Raw genomic sequence first — 17,273 nt, 5'->3', positions numbered from 1 at the left:
TAACGAAAGAGGAGCGTACTTTTTATGCAATTAAGAGAAGATATTCGGAATATCGCGATTATCGCCCACGTTGACCATGGTAAAACAACACTTGTGGATCAATTATTGAAATACTCGGGTACTTTTCGTGAAAATGAGCATGTGGATGAACGTGCTATGGATTCAAATGATATTGAGCGTGAACGTGGTATTACCATTTTGTCAAAGAATACTGCTATTAAATATAAAGATACGTCCATCAATATTTTAGATACACCAGGTCACGCCGACTTTGGTGGTGAAGTCGAACGTATCATGAAAATGGTTGATGGTGTACTTTTAGTTGTTGATGCATATGAAGGCTGTATGCCGCAAACTCGTTTTGTGTTGAAGAAAGCATTGGAACAAAAATTAACACCAGTAGTTGTTTTAAATAAAATCGATCGCCCAAATGCTCGTCCAAATGAGGTTATTGATGAAGTGTTGGATTTATTTATCGAATTAGGTGCAGATGATGAACAATTGGAATTCCCAGTTGTGTATGCATCAGCATTAAATGGAACATCAGGCGAAGAACCAGATGACCAACAGGAAACAATGGAACCTGTTTTTAAAACGATTATGGAACATATTCCTGCACCTGTGGACTCAGCTGATGAGCCTTTGCAATTCCAAGTAACATTGCTCGATTACAATGATTATGTTGGTCGAATTGGAGTTGGACGTGTTTTTCGCGGCAAAATAAGTGTCGGACAAAACGTAGTAGTTATGAAAAAGGATGGGACAAATAAATCATTCCGAATAAGTAAATTATTTGGTTTTATTGGGTTGAAGCGGATTGAAATTCAAGAAGCTAAAGCTGGAGACATTATTGCGATTGCTGGAATGGATGATATTAATGTGGGAGAAACGATATGTCCACAAGACCATCCAGAAGCATTGCCTATACTTCGGATTGATGAACCAACATTACAAATGACTTTCCTTGTAAATAATAGTCCATTTGCTGGAAAAGAAGGTAAATATATTACGTCAAGAAGAATTGAAGAACGGTTAATGAAACAGTTAGAAACCGATGTGAGTTTACGGGTTGAACCAACTGAATCACCTGACGCATGGACAGTATCTGGACGGGGTGAATTACACTTGTCTATTTTGATTGAAAATATGCGTCGTGAAGGTTATGAATTACAACTATCAAAACCAAAAGTTATTATTAAAGAAATCGATGGTCAACAGTGTGAACCGGTTGAGCGTGTACAGGTTGATATTCCTGAAGAATATACTGGTGGGGTTATGGAATCATTAGGAGAGCGAAAAGGTGAAATGATCGACATGATTAATCATGGAAACGGACAGGTTCGCATCGAATTCAAGGTACCATCACGTGGATTACTAGGATATACAACTGAATTTATGTCCCAAACACGCGGATATGGAATCCTGAACCATACATTTGATTCATATGAGCCATTTTTCAAAGGTCATGTTGGTGGCCGCCGCGAGGGAGTTCTTGTTGCATTGGAAAATGGAAAAGCATCCACATATGGTATTATGCAACTAGAGGACCGTGGAGTCATATTTATCGAACCTGGTACAGAAGTTTATTCTGGCATGATTGTTGGCGAGCATAATCGTGAAAATGATATTACTGTCAATATTACTAGGGAAAAACATTTAACAAACGTACGATCAGCGACGAAAGACCAAACAGCAACAATTAGAAAAACAAGAAGTATGTCACTTGAAGAAGCAATCGAGTATTTAGGTGATGATGAATATTGTGAAGTAACACCAGAATCGGTTCGTTTACGGAAAAAAATTCTAAATAAAAACGAACGCGAAAAAGCGGCAAAACGATCAGTATAAGATAATATTTACCGGAAAAGGCATGGAAGAATGCTTTTTCCGGTTTTTTATTGGATACAAAAAAAGCTGTTCGCACGTTTATGCAAACAGCTTTTGTCCGTTAATTATGGCCTTTTCCTTTTTTTTTCATTTGGAATATACTTTGTGAAATAGGCTGCGAAAATGAGACTGATGAATGATAGTCCCCAAGAGGCAATACCACTCCACTGTTTATCAAATCGCAAGCCAACAATTAATATTATAGCACTAAGAATAAGAAACATTGTAGATAAATACCGTTTCATTTGTAACACCTCGGTTTAATAAGGGCTCAAATTATTGTTATAAAATAATTACCTTTATAGTTATAACATAGGCTTTTCTCATTTACAATGCAAAAATTCTAGTGACCGGCAACATCTCGTTTGGTAAAGAATAACCACGTGACAGCTAAGAAAATCACATAATATACGGCGAGTACAGTAATTGAAAAACCTAGTGACATCCCTTCTAATAATGGTTCACCATATGCATATTGCTGTAAATTTGTGTTGGCAAATAAAATGTATTTTGCAAAAGCCTTATCTGCAAAGAAACCAACAATGGAACTACCTGCAAACATAAGGAAGATTGCTAAGCCGATTGCAAGTGAGCTTTGGCGGAAGATAGACGATATCATAAATGCAAATGTTGCCATCATTAACAGTGTTACTAGTTGATAGCCGTATCCTTCTGCAATTCTTTCCATAACTGAGATATATTCAAATCCACTACCACTCATTTTATTTTGGACAATGTGTGGATCCATTCCATTTACACCGAAAAGAATAGCGCCGACAATCCATGAAAATACTAAAACAGTTAATAGTGTTAAAAATGCGAATAACAAGACTGATATATATTTAGAAAGTAAAATTTTAGTACGCGATATTGGTCTAATCAGTAGTAACTTTATTGTTCCCCATTTAAATTCATTGGCAATAATTCCTGCCGCAACAATGATGGTAAACAACGTAACTAGCGATAATAACATTTGATTTTCCATAACAAATTGCCATGCATCGTATTTCGATGGTTGAATATCATGTTCCAAGTAATAATTATTTTTAGCAATTTCAGTGGAGTTAAACCCACTCATTGCCTCTTCTTTTTCCATTTCTTCAGTTAGTGAAGCATTTTCTTCTTGTAGTACTTCACGCCAGTCATCGCCTTGGTATTCATCGTTAAGATTACCAAACGAGTTTGTCATAAGTCCTATCCCGAGAATAATTGCGGCCAGGAGAAGATACATGACCCAAGTTGATTTTCGGATGTAGATTTTTATTTGCTCATTGTAAAGCAGCTTGAAAAAATTACTCAATTGTATTCTCTCCAATCAAATCAAAAAATTTGTCTTCCAGCGATGCTTCGGCAGCACTGACCTGATAGACAGCAATATCCTTGTTTACCAATGTTTGAATTAGCTTTGGAACGTGTTCTTTCTCGCTCTGAAATAGAAGTACACTGTCTTTGATTGTTGCATCGATATTATGTTCCAATTTTAATAGCTCTTTTGCCTTTTCTGCAGGGGTTACTTCCATATGTACTTGAATTTCCTGCTTTTCGTTAGGGATTGCATGCAAATCCTGTGTCGTAATTAATTCACCATTTTTGATAATACCTATGCGATCACACATTAGTTCAACTTCTGATAAAAGGTGGCTGGAGATGATCACCGCAACATGGTCTTGCTCAGCTAACTTTCTAATATATGTACGAATCTCTCTAATACCAGCGGGATCCAATCCATTGGTAGGTTCATCAAGTATTAGTATTGATGGTTTATGCAATAAGGCTTGGGCAATTCCTAGGCGTTGGCGCATTCCTAATGAATATTTATCAACTTTGTATTTAATTGCCTTTTCTAGCCCGACGAGTTGGATGACCTCATTTATTCGTTCTTTGGTCACTCCAGGATTCATTCGCGCGTAATGGTTTAAATTTTGGATACCACTCATAAACGGATACATTTCGGGGTTTTCAACAATTGCCCCGATTTCGCGAGCAGCTTGCTTATAATCGGTTTTAATGCTTTTTCCCAAAATCCGAATATCACCGCTAGTAATGTTCATTAATCCGACCATCATCCGAATGGTAGTTGTTTTACCAGCACCATTAGGACCGATAAATCCAAATACTTCGCCAGGATTAATAGAAAACGATAATCCTTTAATAATTTGTTTGTTACCGATCGTTTTATTAACGTCAAGTAACTGCATTGCTGGTTCTGACATATTTTCTTGCCTCCATTTCATTTTCTCTATTAGTATATACGATAACATATCCTGAAGGTTTCACCCATTTAAACTGACATAAAAATACACCCTACTTTGTAGCAGGGTGATTCATTATAATTACAGCCATGGAAGTTAAGTATTTGCCATGCCTTGAGATTTTATTTTATCAAATCAGGGTTTTCTTGCTTGGCTTCTCTTACCCTAGGATTCCGGTAGTTACCAGCAATATCGGCTTGCTTAAACTCTTTTGCGTAACGTACCTCTTGCGCGTCGGAAAGTTGTTTGTTTTTAGTTGGTTGATACTGTGTATTTCGCATAATTGAATGATCCTTTCCTAAAAATTATCGTGATTCTATTAAATGCATTCCCGATTTCTATAATCTAAAACATAATCGTTTAGTACTAGAATAAGTGATTGAGGAATTAAATAAGACGTATTCAAGATATATTATTCACGTGTTAAGATGGAGAAAAAGACCTAGGGGAATTACGAATGAAAATGCGAAAACGAACCGTCCTAATTCTAGTATTTATTTTTTTAGCTGCATGTGCTAGTGATAAAAATGTAGATACAAAAATGGAAAAGCATCGTGAAAAAGAGGTAACAAAACTTGAGCCAAAGGAAACGGTGAAACAAATTACACTTTCAGCGATTGGTGACATACTTATTCATGATCGCGTATACAATGATGCAGTAGTTGGAGATGGGTATGATTTTCTACCAATGCTAGATAAAGTTAGACCTTTTTTAAATGACACTACAATTACCGTAGCTAATCAGGAAACGATGATCGGCGGTGAGGAGATTGGCTTGTCTTCTTATCCCGCATTTAATAGTCCGATTGAGGTTGGCGATGCATTAAAAGAGGTTGGAGTCGATGTGGTATCGATTGCGAATAACCATACATTGGACCGTGGTGAGGAAGCAATACAACAAGCAATACGAAATTGGGAAACTATCGACATGATGTACACTGGTGCATATAAAGATAAAAAGGATAGTAAGGATATACGAGTCTATCAAACAGATGAGGGGATATCTGTAGCCTTTCTTGCTTATACATATGGAACAAACGGGATTCCAGTTCCAAATGGGAAAGATTATTTGGTCAATCTAATCGATAAAGAGGAAATGGCTAGTGCAATTAACAAGGCGAAAAAACAAGCCGATGTGACGGTACTCAGCCTTCATTTTGGAAATGAATATGAACGCTTGCCGAATGATAAGCAAAAGGACCTTGCGCAATTTGCTGCTGATAATGGTGTAGATATAGTTATTGGTCATCATCCACATGTCTTGCAGCCGCTTAAATGGGTTGAGGGGAAAAAAGGTAACAAAACGCTTGTCGCATATTCACTAGGTAATTTTTTATCTGGACAGGATGAACGATACAATCGGATTGGTGGTATTTTGCAGCTTACGATTAAACAGATTACGAGTGTGGATGGGGAAAAGAACACAGAAGTAACCGATCCGAAGTTCATGCCGACATTCGTTAAATTTCACAACGAAACGGATTATCGGGTTGTGCCTATGTATCAGCTTACAAATGAGGAATTGAAAGATGCGAAGAAACAGTATCAGGAGATAAGAGAGCATATGTCACAGTGGATGCCTCGACTAAAGTTTGTGGAGAAATAGGCTAGCAATAAGGAGTTGGTTTGATGAACGAAGAATATTTTGTTGGATGGGGTACGTTATCATTGATCAATGCAGGTCTGGCCCAGGGAAAGAATAGAAGTGGCTTAAACTGGTTTCTTGTCTCCTTGTTTCTTGGACCGATTGCGACATTTATATTGGTGATGGTTGAGAAAAGACCTTACCAGGATGATTAGTGGATTGGCATATAATGTGGTGTTTATATCTAGCTATCTGTTTATTCGATTTAGTTAAATGTAACAAGTTTTGTATTGCGGCTAAAGATATTTATCAGTATGATTAACTTAAATGTAAGAATAGGAGGATGTCCCTTGGATGATCTATTCTTTAAGAAAAAAATATTAAATATACTACCAAAAAGGATTTAGACAAAATTATTTTGTATTTGGTGAAAGAGAAACCAAGTGGATTGTTATCGTAGGTGAAGATCATTTTATTGAGACAGCATTCATTATTGATGTAGTCCCATATGAGGAATATTTAACCAAGCATAAAGGCTTTATCTATCTGTGCCAAATGAAGGAGGTTTTTAATCAATGACTTCTTATATGAATAAAATCGAACGCTATGGCAGAGAAATTAGGGATTTAACGGTAAGCCCATTCGAAACAATGGAAATGCTGCATCTTAGAAGTGCTCTTGAAAAGGAAATATCTAATATGGACGAAAATGAACAATTAAGATTATTATATTTTGATTTAGAGGTAATTCAAAATATCCAAAATATCTATGAGCACATTAACAATATATATGACTTTTCAACCTCTAAGGAACCAGATACAGAGTGGTGGTGGCATTTAGATAAGGTAATTAATGGTGAAATTAGGATAAAAAGTTATCCTCTATATACGGAGAAGAATATAGCGCTTTGATCAGTTGAAAATAAAAAAACTGGTTATCACTAGAGTTGATGATTGTTTGCAACTCTTGCAGTATTGATTGTGAGCAGCCGTGAAAAAAAGTAATCACCCTGTTGACCTCGAATAGACGGGTAATTACTTTTACACCTAACATTTGCAAAGTCGCCACACCCTGTGGTAACTGTCTAGAGTCGTAGGTTGAAACTTACGACTCATTTTATTATTATCTTCTATTTTTATTATATGCAATTAAATCAAAAAATACAACTTTTTTATTCTCTTCACCTTTTGCTAAAAACCTTATTGGGTCTTTCCATGAACAGAAAAGGGAATTTCGATGAGCTACCAATTTCTCTTAAACAAATAAGACACAAGATAAAGTACTCCACCAATAACGGCAAACCAGAGTGCAGGTATTGTCAGGACAGTGCCGAAATCTGGAATTACTTTTGGTACGAAAATAAACAGACCAATATGAATCACGCCAACTACCCAAAGCTGGATAAATTCTACCCACTTTTTCGGTTGCTTCTCTTTAAAGGATGAGTGTTTAATCCATATAAATATAATAAGAATAAAGCTAAAGAGGAGCAGGAGATAAAATAAAATGGACATCAGCCCTTTGCCAAGTGATATAGATACCGTATTTGTGCCTAAATCGAATAAATAATAAAGTCCAGGTCGCACAACACCTGTTACAAGGCTAATAATCCCGAGAAATTGTAATACAAGATGAACAATAAAAGGGATTTGCTGCTTCATCTGTTCTTTTGGCATCTCCCCGATTAATTCCTGACAATATGCTTTTGGATCATCACCAAACACCTCTTTCGCAGATCGGCCTTCTGACTGGGCTTGCAAAACGTGTTCAAGAAGCTCCAATAAAGTTTCTTCCGTTTGCTGTTCCGACTTGTTGAAATTAAGCCTGATATAAACAAGCATATCCTCATAATAAGCAAGGTTTTCTTCATTTAATTGTTCACGTTTCTCATTATTTAGCGCAATGAGTTCCTTGAAGTTCATATCATGTCCCCCCTTTTTCAATGATTTGGTCTACAGGGTGTTTAATTGTCTCCCAATGATGAATAAATTCGATTAAAGCCTGTTCCCCGTCTGGTGTTAAATGATAATATTTCCGTTTAGGTCCCGATTCTGACTTTTTCATCACACCTTCAATCAATTTTTCCTTTTGTAGTCGAAGCAGGATGGGATAAATAGAACCTTCACTAACATCAGCTAGACCAAATTCCTGCAATCTAACTGAAAGCTCATATCCGTATGTTGGTTGTTGTTTAATAATAGATAGAATACAGCCTTCTAGAATCCCTTTTAGTAACTGACTTCTTAGCGTCAAATTTTTGCACCTACCTTGCCTTACAAGATACCAACCAATAAGAATGCTACCTTGCGTTACAAGGTAGCATACATTCATTATAAAACTTCATATATAAAATTCAAGTATTTTTTGGTATGATAACGTTATGTGTAATAGAAAATGGATGAGGGGTTAACTAAATGGAATGGAAAAATATTTACCGCGGCATGCTGATGGGCGCAAGCGATGTGATTCCTGGGGTCAGTGGGGGAACAATCGCTGTTTTGCTCGGCATCTACGATCGGCTAATCGCAGCTATAAATGGGATCTTCAGTAAGGATTGGAAAAAGCAACTCGGCTTTTTAATCCCGCTTGCGATTGGGGTCGGGACAGCAATTTTATTATTAAGCCGGCTCATTGAATGGCTATTTGAACATTATGCAGGGCCAACACAATTTTTCTTTTTAGGCCTGATCATTGGGATTTTGCCATACTTATTTCATCAAGCGGATGCTAAAAGTACTTTTCATACGAAACATTTTGTGCTATTGGTCATCGGTGCCATACTTATAGGTTCTATGGTATTTTTACAACCAGATGAACCTGCAGTAATAAAAGATATTACGATGTCCACCTATATCTTGTTATTTTTTTCCGGATTCATTGCTAGTAGCGCGATGATTTTACCAGGGATTAGTGGCTCATTTATGCTTTTGTTAATTGGTGTATATCCAACAATTATTGGAGCGATTAGTAATTTACGACTTGATATCCTTGCTGTAACAGGTGTGGGGATTTTGATCGGAATCGTCGTCATGAGTAAAATCATTAACTTCTTTCTAAGCAACTATCGAATTGGTACGTTTGCTTTGGTAATCGGATTGGTGATTGGTTCTATTGCTGTTGTTTTTCCAGGGTGGCCAACAACAACGTCACTGTTATTTCTAAGCATTGGAGCATTTGCGATTGGGTTGTTTGTCGCATACATTCTTGGCCGGGTGGAATATACGGATTGAAGCAAACTATAAGACATTCCAGCTTATAATCGATACAATAGAAGTAGCATACCTAAGGGGTGATAGGATGGAACAAATAAAAACAGAAGAAAAGTTTAATGAAATTATTCAGAGTGAAAAGCCTGTCATTATTAAATTCTTTGCTGATTGGTGCCCGGACTGTAAGCGAATGAACATGTTTATTGGTGATGTAATGGATGAGTTTAATAATTATGATTGGTATGAAATAAATAGTGACGAGGTAAAAGGCATCGCTGAAAAATATGAAGTGATGGGGATACCAAGCATTTTGATTTTCCAAAATGGCGAAAAACTAGCACATCAACATAGTGCATACACCAAGACACCAGAGTCAGTTACAGCGTTTTTGCACGAACAGCTTGGATAATTAAAAATAATCACCTTCCTATTGAAGGTGATTATTTTTTTGCCTAACAGGCTATGGCGATCTATTGAAGGAAAGAGGAGTTATCTCATCTCCTCTTTCCCGTTAAACTAAACTAAATTCTAATTTACCATTTTCTTTAAAAAGTATTTTACTATTTTGTAAGGTTAACTGGTTTTTAACAAGTTTCTTCGGTTTTAGCTGGTAGATATGTGCGAATGTGTCCTTATCTATTCCACTAAGGTCAATCTTAGTGATCGTTTGGATATTTAGTAGACTTGTGTCTGGATAGGCATCTTTAGGGTTTTCCCATTCGATTAAAAATGGCAGTAGTTCTTTTGTGTGATTGTATTCTGGAAATAGCATCCGCCATTTCAAAACGGAGCCGTCAGGTCTTTCACGTTGACCGGCAAATGGACCTTTATAAGGAATGTTGTGTGCTTTAAAGTGAGCGATATAATTATCCATCTGGTTCGTTCTTAGAGCAAATTGAAAAGGCCCAGTCATGTCGTTTTCGATAACATAGACCAAATGCTTAATTAGGGGATTAACAGCACTTTCTGCTTTCATCCTATCAGAGACCCCTAACCATTCCAGGTAGCTATCGTTTGAAAAGTAGGATAAGTAATTATATGTTCCCCACTCTTCGTGTTCGCCGCCTTTGACCGCTTTTATGGTAAATTTATTTCCATATTGTGCACTTGCCCGTTCAGCGTTATTTCCTGCTATCACGATATGGTCTAGTGCTAACATGACATCACTCCTCATTATCAACTTTTTATAGGATTTAAAGACCTTAATCGAAAAGAATAAGAATGTATGATAGTTCCTGCGCGTGTTTTTGGAAGTTAAAATTGGGTTAATGACGTATCATCTTTTATATTATCTATTTTTGGTTGGCGGTTTGCAAAAAATATGTTTTGAAAAATTCAAATTATGATTCATTTTAAATATGGAAAGGCACTTATTCTATCGACAAAGTCCTTTTTTTAGCAAATTTAATTCATTGGAAAAACTGTTTATTGATTCATCAATTGTTAATTCCTTCTCGAAGCTGCGTACAAGGCAATGAAATGTAACGGCGATAATTATTTGTAAAATATGAAATAGATCATGTTCTTCACAAACATTTAATTTTTGTGTATTTATTAAATGACGGACTTCTGTAAACTGATTCCATCTTTCTGCCGTTAAATCTTTGGTAAATGTATTTTCTATTTTATGATTCATATTTAAAAAGGCATTCCTAAAAAAATCTCGATTTTCCTGGCAGCGGCAATTCCCCAGCATAGAACGATACGTTTCATCTACCGTAGCAAATATATCCCCATTATATTTCTTTAAACCCGAAATAAATTCCCTTTTTCTGTTTTTAACATGTTCATTGAGTAGAAAATAAAATGCATCCTCTTTATCTTTAAAATATTGATAAAAGCTCCCACGTGGAATTCCAGCAGTCTTTACGATATTTGCAATTGATGCTTCATATAATGAAACTCGTGAAAATTCCTTTTTAGCTGCATGAATTAATGTTTGTTGTTTATCCACCGGTAAATTATAAAAAGTTAATTTAGGCATTTTTTTACTCCCGTTCCTCGTAGTGACAACGTGTCATTTTAAAAGAGAATGGTGTTATTATAAATGACAGGGTGTCACAATGTCAATGATCTAGGATCGATAAGATATCCGGTGTGTTGTGTGCTTTTACAAAGTCGTGATATGTAGTACATTATAAAGAAATATATAAAATAAGTGAGTGAATAAAATGGTTAAACCAGCTATTTTAATTGTAGAAGATGAAAAGAAGCTAAGTCGTGTCTTACAACTGGAACTAACTTATGAAAATTACCAAACAAAGATTGCCGATAATGGAAAAGATGCACTCAAGTTAATGGAAGAGGAACAATGGGATTTGGTTTTACTCGATATCATGCTTCCGGAGTTGAGTGGATTGGAAGTTTTACGCCGAATCCGCCGGGGAGATCAGCATACACCGATTATTTTATTAACTGCTCGGGACCAGGTTCATGACAAAGTAAGCGGGTTGGATTTGGGTGCTAATGATTATGTGACAAAACCATTCCAAATCGAAGAACTATTGGCACGTATTCGGGTACATTTACGTAAACAGACTGTGAATGTGCAACAAACAAAAGTGCTTGAATTGGATGGTTTACATATTGATTTACAAACTAGACAGGTAAACCGAAACGAAACACCGATTGAACTAACCCCTCGGGAATACGATTTACTCGTATATTTGTTAAAAAACAAAAATATTGTATTAACGAGAGAACAATTAATCGAAAATGTGTGGGGATATGATTATTTTGGCGATACAAATGTGGTAGATGTGTATATCCGTTACCTTAGGCAGAAGGTGGATAATGGCTTTGATAAAAAGTATATTCAAACAGTACGTGGAGTAGGGTATATGATGAAGGATGCAAAATAATGAAACTACGTACAAAAATTCAGTTGTTTACTAGTATTTTTATGTTAATTTTAATCCTGCTAATTAATACATCTGTCTATTATTTGTTCTATAAATTATCCGTTGATAGTGAATTAAAGGAATTAGAAACGCAAACATCGACAATTGTTAGAACACTAAACGAAAATCCGGAGATCCCTAGCAAGGAATTGTTAGAAGCGTATTTGCCGACAGAAGGCATGATCCGCGTGATTAGCCAGAATGGAACAGCTCTTAACACGTTGACAAAGCAAAGTGAATTTCGTGATCTTCCAAGTGAGTTTTCCTCTACGCAATATAAAAAGGTGACCAAGCAAAAATCTGGTGTCAGTATAGCTGTTGTAGCTCAACCCATTATTTGGAGTGATGGCACCATTGTAACACTGCAAGTATCGAAACATTTAATCGAATTGCATAAAACAATGAAGGTGTTATTGTATGTGGTTATCATCGCTTCCATTATTATGCTCGTTCCAACGGTTATTGCAGGAAGATTTTTAAGTGGGTTTTTATTGAAACCGATACATGCTTTAATTCAGACAATGAAAGAGAACAAAATAAAGGATAACTGGAAGAAAATTGAATTAAACGGGCGTTCAAAGGATGAATTATATCAAATGGAAGTAACATTTAATGATATGATTGATCACCTAAAAGACAATTTTCAGAAACAGGAACAATTTGTTTCAGATGCTTCACATGAATTAAAGACTCCAATCGCGATTGTAAAAAGTTATGCCCAGCTTTTAGAAAGGCGAGGAAAAGATCGCCCGGAAGTCTTTCAAGAAGCGGTTGATGCAATTGACTCTGAAGCGGATCGGATGCAAAAGTTAGTTGAACAAATGCTTCTTTTGGCAAAGAGTAAGAAAGCGGAAACTGATACATCAATTAATCTAGTGAAGCTGTGTGAAACTTGTATCTCAGCTTTTACAGGTGCATATGATCGGACAATTACTCTGATCACGAAACAAGATAGTGTTTGGATAGAAGGAAATGAGGACCAAATCAAACAGGTTGTGTATATTTTAATAGCGAATGCGTTGAAATACAGTGATGATGAGATTAGCGTGGGCATTCAGGGAAATGGATATGAGGCGATTGTGACAATTGAGGATTTTGGACAAGGGATTTCTGAAGCTGAACAAGCAAAAGTGTTTGATCGATTTTATCGAGTTGATAAAGCGCGGAGTAGGGATACAGGTGGAACAGGGTTGGGGTTAGCCATTGCGAAAACAATTGTGGAAGCTCATAAAGGGTCGATTTCTGTTTCAAGCATGATTGGTGAAGGATCAACTTTTAGGGTTAGACTCCCGGTGCAAGGAAATGCATAACATGATTCTTAGCAAATTCTAATCTTGCTCACAGGTTTTTATCATTATGAAGGGATATGATAGGAACAAGAGAAAAAAGGGAGGAAGCTGAAATGAAGAGAAAAGTAGCTTTAATGATTGGAATCTTCGTGGGAGCCTGTTCATTAGGATTTGGGATTTATCATTCAAATGCATCGCAAGTGGAACCAGAATTAACGATGGACGATATTAAACAATTGGTGAAAGCACAGTATCCTGGAACAATTACCGAGTTGGAATTAGATAAAGAAAATAATAAATCTGTTTATGAAGTTGAAATTGCGGGTGATGGAAAGGAATATGACTTACATCTTGATGGTAAGACAGGAGAGGTTGTTAGTCTTAGTAAAAAGATGACACTGCCAGAAAATAACAATGAAAACGAAAAGCAGTCTAACGTGAATGATAAAATGAAGGAAACTGCAAAAGACAAGAAAGAAGATGCTACATCAAATAAGAAGCAGAACACAAAAAGTAAACCGGCAATTGATTCTAAAAAGGCGGTTGAGATTGCTTCAAATGAATTTAATGGAAGCGTAACTGACTTTGAGCTTGATGAGGAAGATGGTCGCCTTATTTATGAGATTGAAATGCACGCAATTAATAAAGAGGCAGAAATTGAAATCGATGCGTATACAGGTGAAATAATTGTATTATCGATTGACGAGGATGATTAAAACAACTAGATGAACCACATTGGAAGGGAAGGCTCCTTATGTGGTTTGGTTTACAAAGGGGATTTGGGATGCAGTATAATAAGGCACTATTTTTATATAACGGTAATGCTGGAAGTAATGATATCAAGCGAAAACTGGAACAATCCTTACCAAATCTTGCACAGGCAGTAAAGGAACTGACTATTGTTCAAACAGAAACGATTGAAGAGGCAAAAAGCTGTTGCTTAGAACATGCAAGTTACGTTGACTTAATTATTATTCTCGGTGGGGATGGTACAGTTTATGAGTGTATCAATAGTGTTGCAGAGCAAAAAATACGACCAGCAATTGCTATATTGCCAGGAGGAACATGTAATGATTTTAGCCGTATGCTACAAATCCCACAAAATATAAAGCAAGCAACAGAAGCAATTGTTGAAGGGAATATGGTTGATATTGATATTGGCAAATCAGAGGGAAGCTACTTTCTTAACTTCTGGGGAGTTGGCTTAGTATCGGAAACATCATTAAATATCGATGAATCGCAAAAGGATAACCTTGGAGTACTGAGCTATTTTATTAGTACATTGAAAACGATTAATCAAGCAGAACCGTTTTCCTATCAAATCGAAACGGATAAGGAAAATTATTCGGGCGACGCTGTGATGATTTTAGCCTTAAATGGAAAGTTTATTGGAACAAGGGAGCTTCCAATTGCATCAATTTCCCCTAATGATGGAAAGTTCGATGTGCTTATTGTTAAGAATTCGACGCTAGCGGCGTTCAAGGAATTATTAACGATGAACAATCCAAACAATGACACCAATCGATTGACCGAATTAACTTACTTTCAAACAAATAAGCTTACCATTACAACGGATATTAAGAAGGATATTGATATGGACGGTGAAATAAGTAATACTACTCCAGCTAAAATAGAACTACTCCCTAACCATATAAAAATGGTTAAAGGGTTTGGGGACTATTAGTTGTAAGGTATTGCAGGGTTTCGGGTAGAAAAGATTTTTGAAAAAATACCTTCATGTGTGATGTATGTCATAGCCCAAAAAGAAAAATCGAGATAAGATAGTAAATGAGATTTGGGATGTCTCTGCTCTATTATTATTATATCGGAGCAAGCTGTAATAAGGCTTGTACTCCACTTTACGAAAAGCAAAACTGTTACCTGCTTTGGTAATGGTTTTGCTTTTTTTACGGTTAAATTAAAATAAGCTGTATCTTTGCTAGCCATACGTGGGGTAAAGGATGCTTGTTAAGGCCCCCAAAACGTTCGGCTATGCCTTATCCCCTGAAGTCATAAGCTTAATCGCTTCCAATCAGTAACTTTCTCCTGTTCAAGAAAATGGAACGGAATTACCCTCTGAATTTTGTCGGTCGGGAATATCGAGTAAATTATGCCTACTACAATGAGTGTCAGTATTTACGGCGATAGACAAATAAATAAATGAATTGAATGAATAGGACTCCTACTACGATGATAGCTATAGCATCTTTAAATTGATTATAGGTCAAGTGGTAGAAACTATTGATGAAATGAATAACTGTCCATCCGATCAAAACATACGTAAACGTTCTTGAACGAGATTTGTAAAGAATCATCTTTCCTCTTTCGTCATGACCCTCTTGTATCATAAAGCGTTTTTCATATTGATACAGAATCCATACTAATGTAACAACGGCCAACCATTTAATCATTTAAACACTCCTCTTCCGAATGATATTGAAATACGTCATTAATATCTTTGTCGAATAAATTGGCAATCTGAAAGGCAAGCATTAAAGATGGACTGTACTTATTGGCTTCAATTGAAATAATCGTTTGTCGACTGATTCCTAGCAGTGATGCAACTTTTTTTTGAGACCAATGTTTTTCAGCCCGAAGTACATTTAATCGGTTTGTTAAGGTTCCTTTACGGATCACTTTTATCACTCCAAAACAAGGTTCCTTTATGGATTTTTTTATCACTAAAAGGGTAATATAAATTTTACTTTTAGTCAAATTTATATTACACAATGTGGGAAGGCTCGTGAACTTTTAATATTTTTAACTGACTATGACAAATAATCCTAAAATGGTACCACCAGCAAAATGCGGAAATTGTAAGTTGATAATTCGAACTATACCCGTTTTTTTTGCAATGTTCTAATCCAAATTTAATTGATTACGTGTCTTTCTTTTTTTGTGTTTTTATGGTTTTTCTTATTGTACTTGTATCCCGCTTTCTATTTTGGGTATAACACGGACGACAAAAAAGCTGCAAATTAATGTAGAACTTTTCATCTGTGAATGAGTTACTAGCATATTAAGTCAAAGCCACATTATAAACAACCACAAATTCCGTTGACGTAAAGGTCAACGGAATTTGTGTATGGATATTATTCCCGTATAAATCTGAATAAAGGCACTTATCTGAATAAAAAATTTCATCTTATGGTAAGTTTGAACTATATTTTGCAATATTGTTGCAATATTTTTGTTATATTTATGTTTTACTCGTTAACATTGTGGGTATTAAAAAGTTAGAAATGAAGAAAGAATACTTCTAGGAGGAACCTATCATGAAGAAGAAAGACGTGAAGGTTTATATTAACAGTAACCGGGATCATTATACTAAGCTTTTAGACCCATTGAATAAATTGGAAATAGATTACGAAAAGAAAGATGTCATAGAAAACCCAAAGTATATGAAGGAGTTACAGGATAAGGGGATTTACGGAACTCCCGTAACCATTATTGATGGTAAAGCAATACTAGGGTTTCAGGTAAACAAGATAAAGCAGGTCTTAGGAATGGGGCATTACTTCGGGGATGGTTTTTAAAATGACGGCTCACACTAAAAAACAATATGCATAAAATAGCATATAATACAGTTTAAAAGAGGTGTGTGCATAAATGTTTGAAAGGCCTTATGATAATTATCAGCAGTACCAAGCATATACCGGATACCCCAATTATTACCATGTGCATCCATATTATCAGATGGGACATCAACAATTGCAGCAACCAAACTCAGCTGTTTTCCAATCACCATTTGATCAGTTTGCCAAACCTAAACAGCCTAATAATTGGCATGCTGTTATGGGAAATCAGACCAGCCATAATCCGTATTCAACACCGAAAGCGAATGGGTTATTCACCTATTTTCAAGATAAAAATGGGCAAGTAGACCTTGATAAAATGTTCTCGACAGTTGGTCAATTTGCCAATACTGTTCAGCAAATTTCCCCAGTCGTCAAACAGGTTGGTTCGATTATGAAAAACATGAAATAATTAGTCTGGCAGCTAGCTGATGAAACATTTAATTTCATCAGCTTATTTGTACTTAAGAACGACATAGATTTTTATATATTTTAAGTCATGTCTCAGAAAGCAACAATGATGGGAATAGAAAACCAGGTATTACTTATGAAAATCAGGTAAATGTAAGACAGAGA

The 17,273-nt window shown here is 36.0% G+C and carries 22 protein-coding genes; 12 read left to right on the top strand and 10 right to left on the bottom strand.

Translation table 11 applies throughout. From position 1 onward, the window contains the following. Positions 1–24: 24 nt before the first annotated feature. The gene (gene typA / locus C8270_RS01575; protein ID WP_106494830.1) at positions 25–1,848 is read left to right on the top strand and encodes a translational GTPase TypA; all 1,824 of its coding nucleotides are present in this window, start codon (positions 25–27) and stop codon (positions 1,846–1,848) included. Between the two features lie 382 nt (positions 1,849–2,230). Here the strand turns inward: typA and C8270_RS01565 are convergent, their stop codons facing one another. From C8270_RS01565 to C8270_RS01555, 3 genes are all read right to left on the bottom strand, one after another. Continuing rightward, positions 2,231–3,187, bottom strand: a complete 957-nt coding sequence (locus C8270_RS01565; RefSeq protein WP_106494827.1) for an ABC transporter permease — start codon at positions 3,185–3,187, stop codon at positions 2,231–2,233. Continuing rightward, positions 3,180–4,100: an ABC transporter ATP-binding protein gene (locus C8270_RS01560; RefSeq protein ID WP_106494825.1), complete on the bottom strand. Its 921-nt coding sequence runs from the start codon at positions 4,098–4,100 to the stop codon at positions 3,180–3,182. Before C8270_RS01560 ends, C8270_RS01565 begins: the two co-directional genes overlap by 8 nt. 161 nt (positions 4,101–4,261) lie before the next feature. Further along, positions 4,262–4,420, bottom strand: a complete 159-nt coding sequence (locus tag C8270_RS01555; RefSeq protein WP_106494823.1) for a YfhE family protein — start codon at positions 4,418–4,420, stop codon at positions 4,262–4,264. Between the two features lie 176 nt (positions 4,421–4,596). On the opposite strand from C8270_RS01555, the gene C8270_RS01550 reads away from it, so the two are divergent. The 3 genes from C8270_RS01550 to C8270_RS01545 all read left to right on the top strand — a co-directional run bounded on the left by C8270_RS01550 (position 4,597) and on the right by C8270_RS01545 (position 6,635). Continuing rightward, positions 4,597–5,745, top strand: coding sequence for a CapA family protein (locus tag C8270_RS01550; RefSeq protein WP_106494821.1), 1,149 nt, complete (start codon positions 4,597–4,599; stop codon positions 5,743–5,745). A 23-nt stretch (positions 5,746–5,768) separates the two neighbouring features. After that, the gene (locus tag C8270_RS20210; protein WP_199794629.1) at positions 5,769–5,939 is read left to right on the top strand and encodes a hypothetical protein; all 171 of its coding nucleotides are present in this window, start codon (positions 5,769–5,771) and stop codon (positions 5,937–5,939) included. 360 nt (positions 5,940–6,299) lie between these two features. Further along, positions 6,300–6,635 (top strand): hypothetical protein, encoded by a 336-nt coding sequence (locus C8270_RS01545; protein ID WP_106494819.1) that lies wholly within the window; start codon positions 6,300–6,302, stop codon positions 6,633–6,635. A gap of 330 nt (positions 6,636–6,965) precedes the next feature. On the opposite strand, the gene C8270_RS01540 is transcribed toward C8270_RS01545, so the two are convergent. Together C8270_RS01540 and C8270_RS01535 are read right to left on the bottom strand one after the other, a co-directional pair. Beyond that, positions 6,966–7,646 (bottom strand): DUF1129 family protein, encoded by a 681-nt coding sequence (locus C8270_RS01540; protein WP_106494818.1) that lies wholly within the window; start codon positions 7,644–7,646, stop codon positions 6,966–6,968. A gap of 1 nt (position 7,647) precedes the next feature. Continuing rightward, complete coding sequence (locus C8270_RS01535; RefSeq protein ID WP_106494816.1) at positions 7,648–7,977, bottom strand: PadR family transcriptional regulator; 330 nt, start codon at positions 7,975–7,977, stop codon at positions 7,648–7,650. A gap of 161 nt (positions 7,978–8,138) precedes the next feature. Here C8270_RS01535 and C8270_RS01530 point away from each other — a divergent pair, with 161 nt between their 5' ends. Together C8270_RS01530 and C8270_RS01525 are read left to right on the top strand one after the other, a co-directional pair. Then, complete coding sequence (locus C8270_RS01530; RefSeq protein ID WP_106494814.1) at positions 8,139–8,954, top strand: DUF368 domain-containing protein; 816 nt, start codon at positions 8,139–8,141, stop codon at positions 8,952–8,954. A 67-nt stretch (positions 8,955–9,021) separates the two neighbouring features. Continuing rightward, on the top strand, positions 9,022–9,342 hold the full coding sequence (locus C8270_RS01525) for a thioredoxin family protein (RefSeq protein ID WP_106494813.1): 321 nt from the start codon (positions 9,022–9,024) through the stop codon (positions 9,340–9,342). A 102-nt stretch (positions 9,343–9,444) separates the two neighbouring features. Here C8270_RS01525 and C8270_RS01520 read toward each other — a convergent pair whose 3' ends face one another. Together C8270_RS01520 and C8270_RS01515 are read right to left on the bottom strand one after the other, a co-directional pair. Beyond that, entirely contained in the window at positions 9,445–10,092 is a 648-nt protein-coding gene (locus C8270_RS01520) for a VOC family protein (protein ID WP_158701561.1), read from the bottom strand. Positions 10,093–10,308: 216 nt separating this feature from the next. Next, a complete protein-coding gene (locus tag C8270_RS01515; protein ID WP_106494809.1) occupies positions 10,309–10,917 on the bottom strand; it encodes a TetR/AcrR family transcriptional regulator in 609 nt (202 codons plus the stop codon). 187 nt (positions 10,918–11,104) lie between these two features. Here C8270_RS01515 and C8270_RS01510 point away from each other — a divergent pair, with 187 nt between their 5' ends. The 4 genes from C8270_RS01510 to C8270_RS01495 all read left to right on the top strand — a co-directional run bounded on the left by C8270_RS01510 (position 11,105) and on the right by C8270_RS01495 (position 14,806). Further along, the gene (locus C8270_RS01510) at positions 11,105–11,794 is read left to right on the top strand and encodes a response regulator transcription factor (protein ID WP_106494808.1); all 690 of its coding nucleotides are present in this window, start codon (positions 11,105–11,107) and stop codon (positions 11,792–11,794) included. After that, on the top strand, positions 11,794–13,143 hold the full coding sequence (locus tag C8270_RS01505) for a HAMP domain-containing sensor histidine kinase (RefSeq protein WP_106494807.1): 1,350 nt from the start codon (positions 11,794–11,796) through the stop codon (positions 13,141–13,143). Before C8270_RS01510 ends, C8270_RS01505 begins: the two co-directional genes overlap by 1 nt. Before the next feature lie 92 nt (positions 13,144–13,235). Then, positions 13,236–13,838 (top strand): PepSY domain-containing protein, encoded by a 603-nt coding sequence (locus C8270_RS01500; RefSeq protein ID WP_158701560.1) that lies wholly within the window; start codon positions 13,236–13,238, stop codon positions 13,836–13,838. Between the two features lie 68 nt (positions 13,839–13,906). Further along, a complete protein-coding gene (locus tag C8270_RS01495; RefSeq protein WP_106498427.1) occupies positions 13,907–14,806 on the top strand; it encodes a YegS/Rv2252/BmrU family lipid kinase in 900 nt (299 codons plus the stop codon). On the opposite strand, the gene C8270_RS01490 is transcribed toward C8270_RS01495, so the two are convergent. From C8270_RS01490 to C8270_RS01480, 3 genes are all read right to left on the bottom strand, one after another. After that, complete coding sequence (locus tag C8270_RS01490) at positions 14,803–15,069, bottom strand: hypothetical protein (RefSeq protein ID WP_106494803.1); 267 nt, start codon at positions 15,067–15,069, stop codon at positions 14,803–14,805. The genes C8270_RS01495 and C8270_RS01490 overlap by 4 nt on opposite strands. A gap of 182 nt (positions 15,070–15,251) precedes the next feature. After that, entirely contained in the window at positions 15,252–15,533 is a 282-nt protein-coding gene (locus C8270_RS01485; RefSeq protein ID WP_106494802.1) for a hypothetical protein, read from the bottom strand. Then, positions 15,526–15,759 (bottom strand): helix-turn-helix transcriptional regulator, encoded by a 234-nt coding sequence (locus C8270_RS01480; protein WP_106494800.1) that lies wholly within the window; start codon positions 15,757–15,759, stop codon positions 15,526–15,528. The genes C8270_RS01485 and C8270_RS01480 overlap by 8 nt, the downstream gene beginning before the upstream one ends. A gap of 638 nt (positions 15,760–16,397) precedes the next feature. Between C8270_RS01480 and C8270_RS01475 the strand changes: the two genes are divergently transcribed. Then, positions 16,398–16,658 (top strand): glutaredoxin family protein, encoded by a 261-nt coding sequence (locus tag C8270_RS01475; protein ID WP_106494798.1) that lies wholly within the window; start codon positions 16,398–16,400, stop codon positions 16,656–16,658. 73 nt (positions 16,659–16,731) lie between these two features. Then, on the top strand, positions 16,732–17,109 hold the full coding sequence (locus tag C8270_RS01470; RefSeq protein WP_106494796.1) for a YppG family protein: 378 nt from the start codon (positions 16,732–16,734) through the stop codon (positions 17,107–17,109). Positions 17,110–17,273: the final 164 nt, after the last annotated feature.

It is taken from the genome of Lentibacillus sp. Marseille-P4043, assembly GCF_900258515.1.
Classification (GTDB): Bacteria; Bacillota; Bacilli; order Bacillales; family Amphibacillaceae; genus Lentibacillus_C.
Note: the sequence above shows the minus strand (reverse complement) of the source record. Positions and strands in the feature narration are given on the sequence as shown.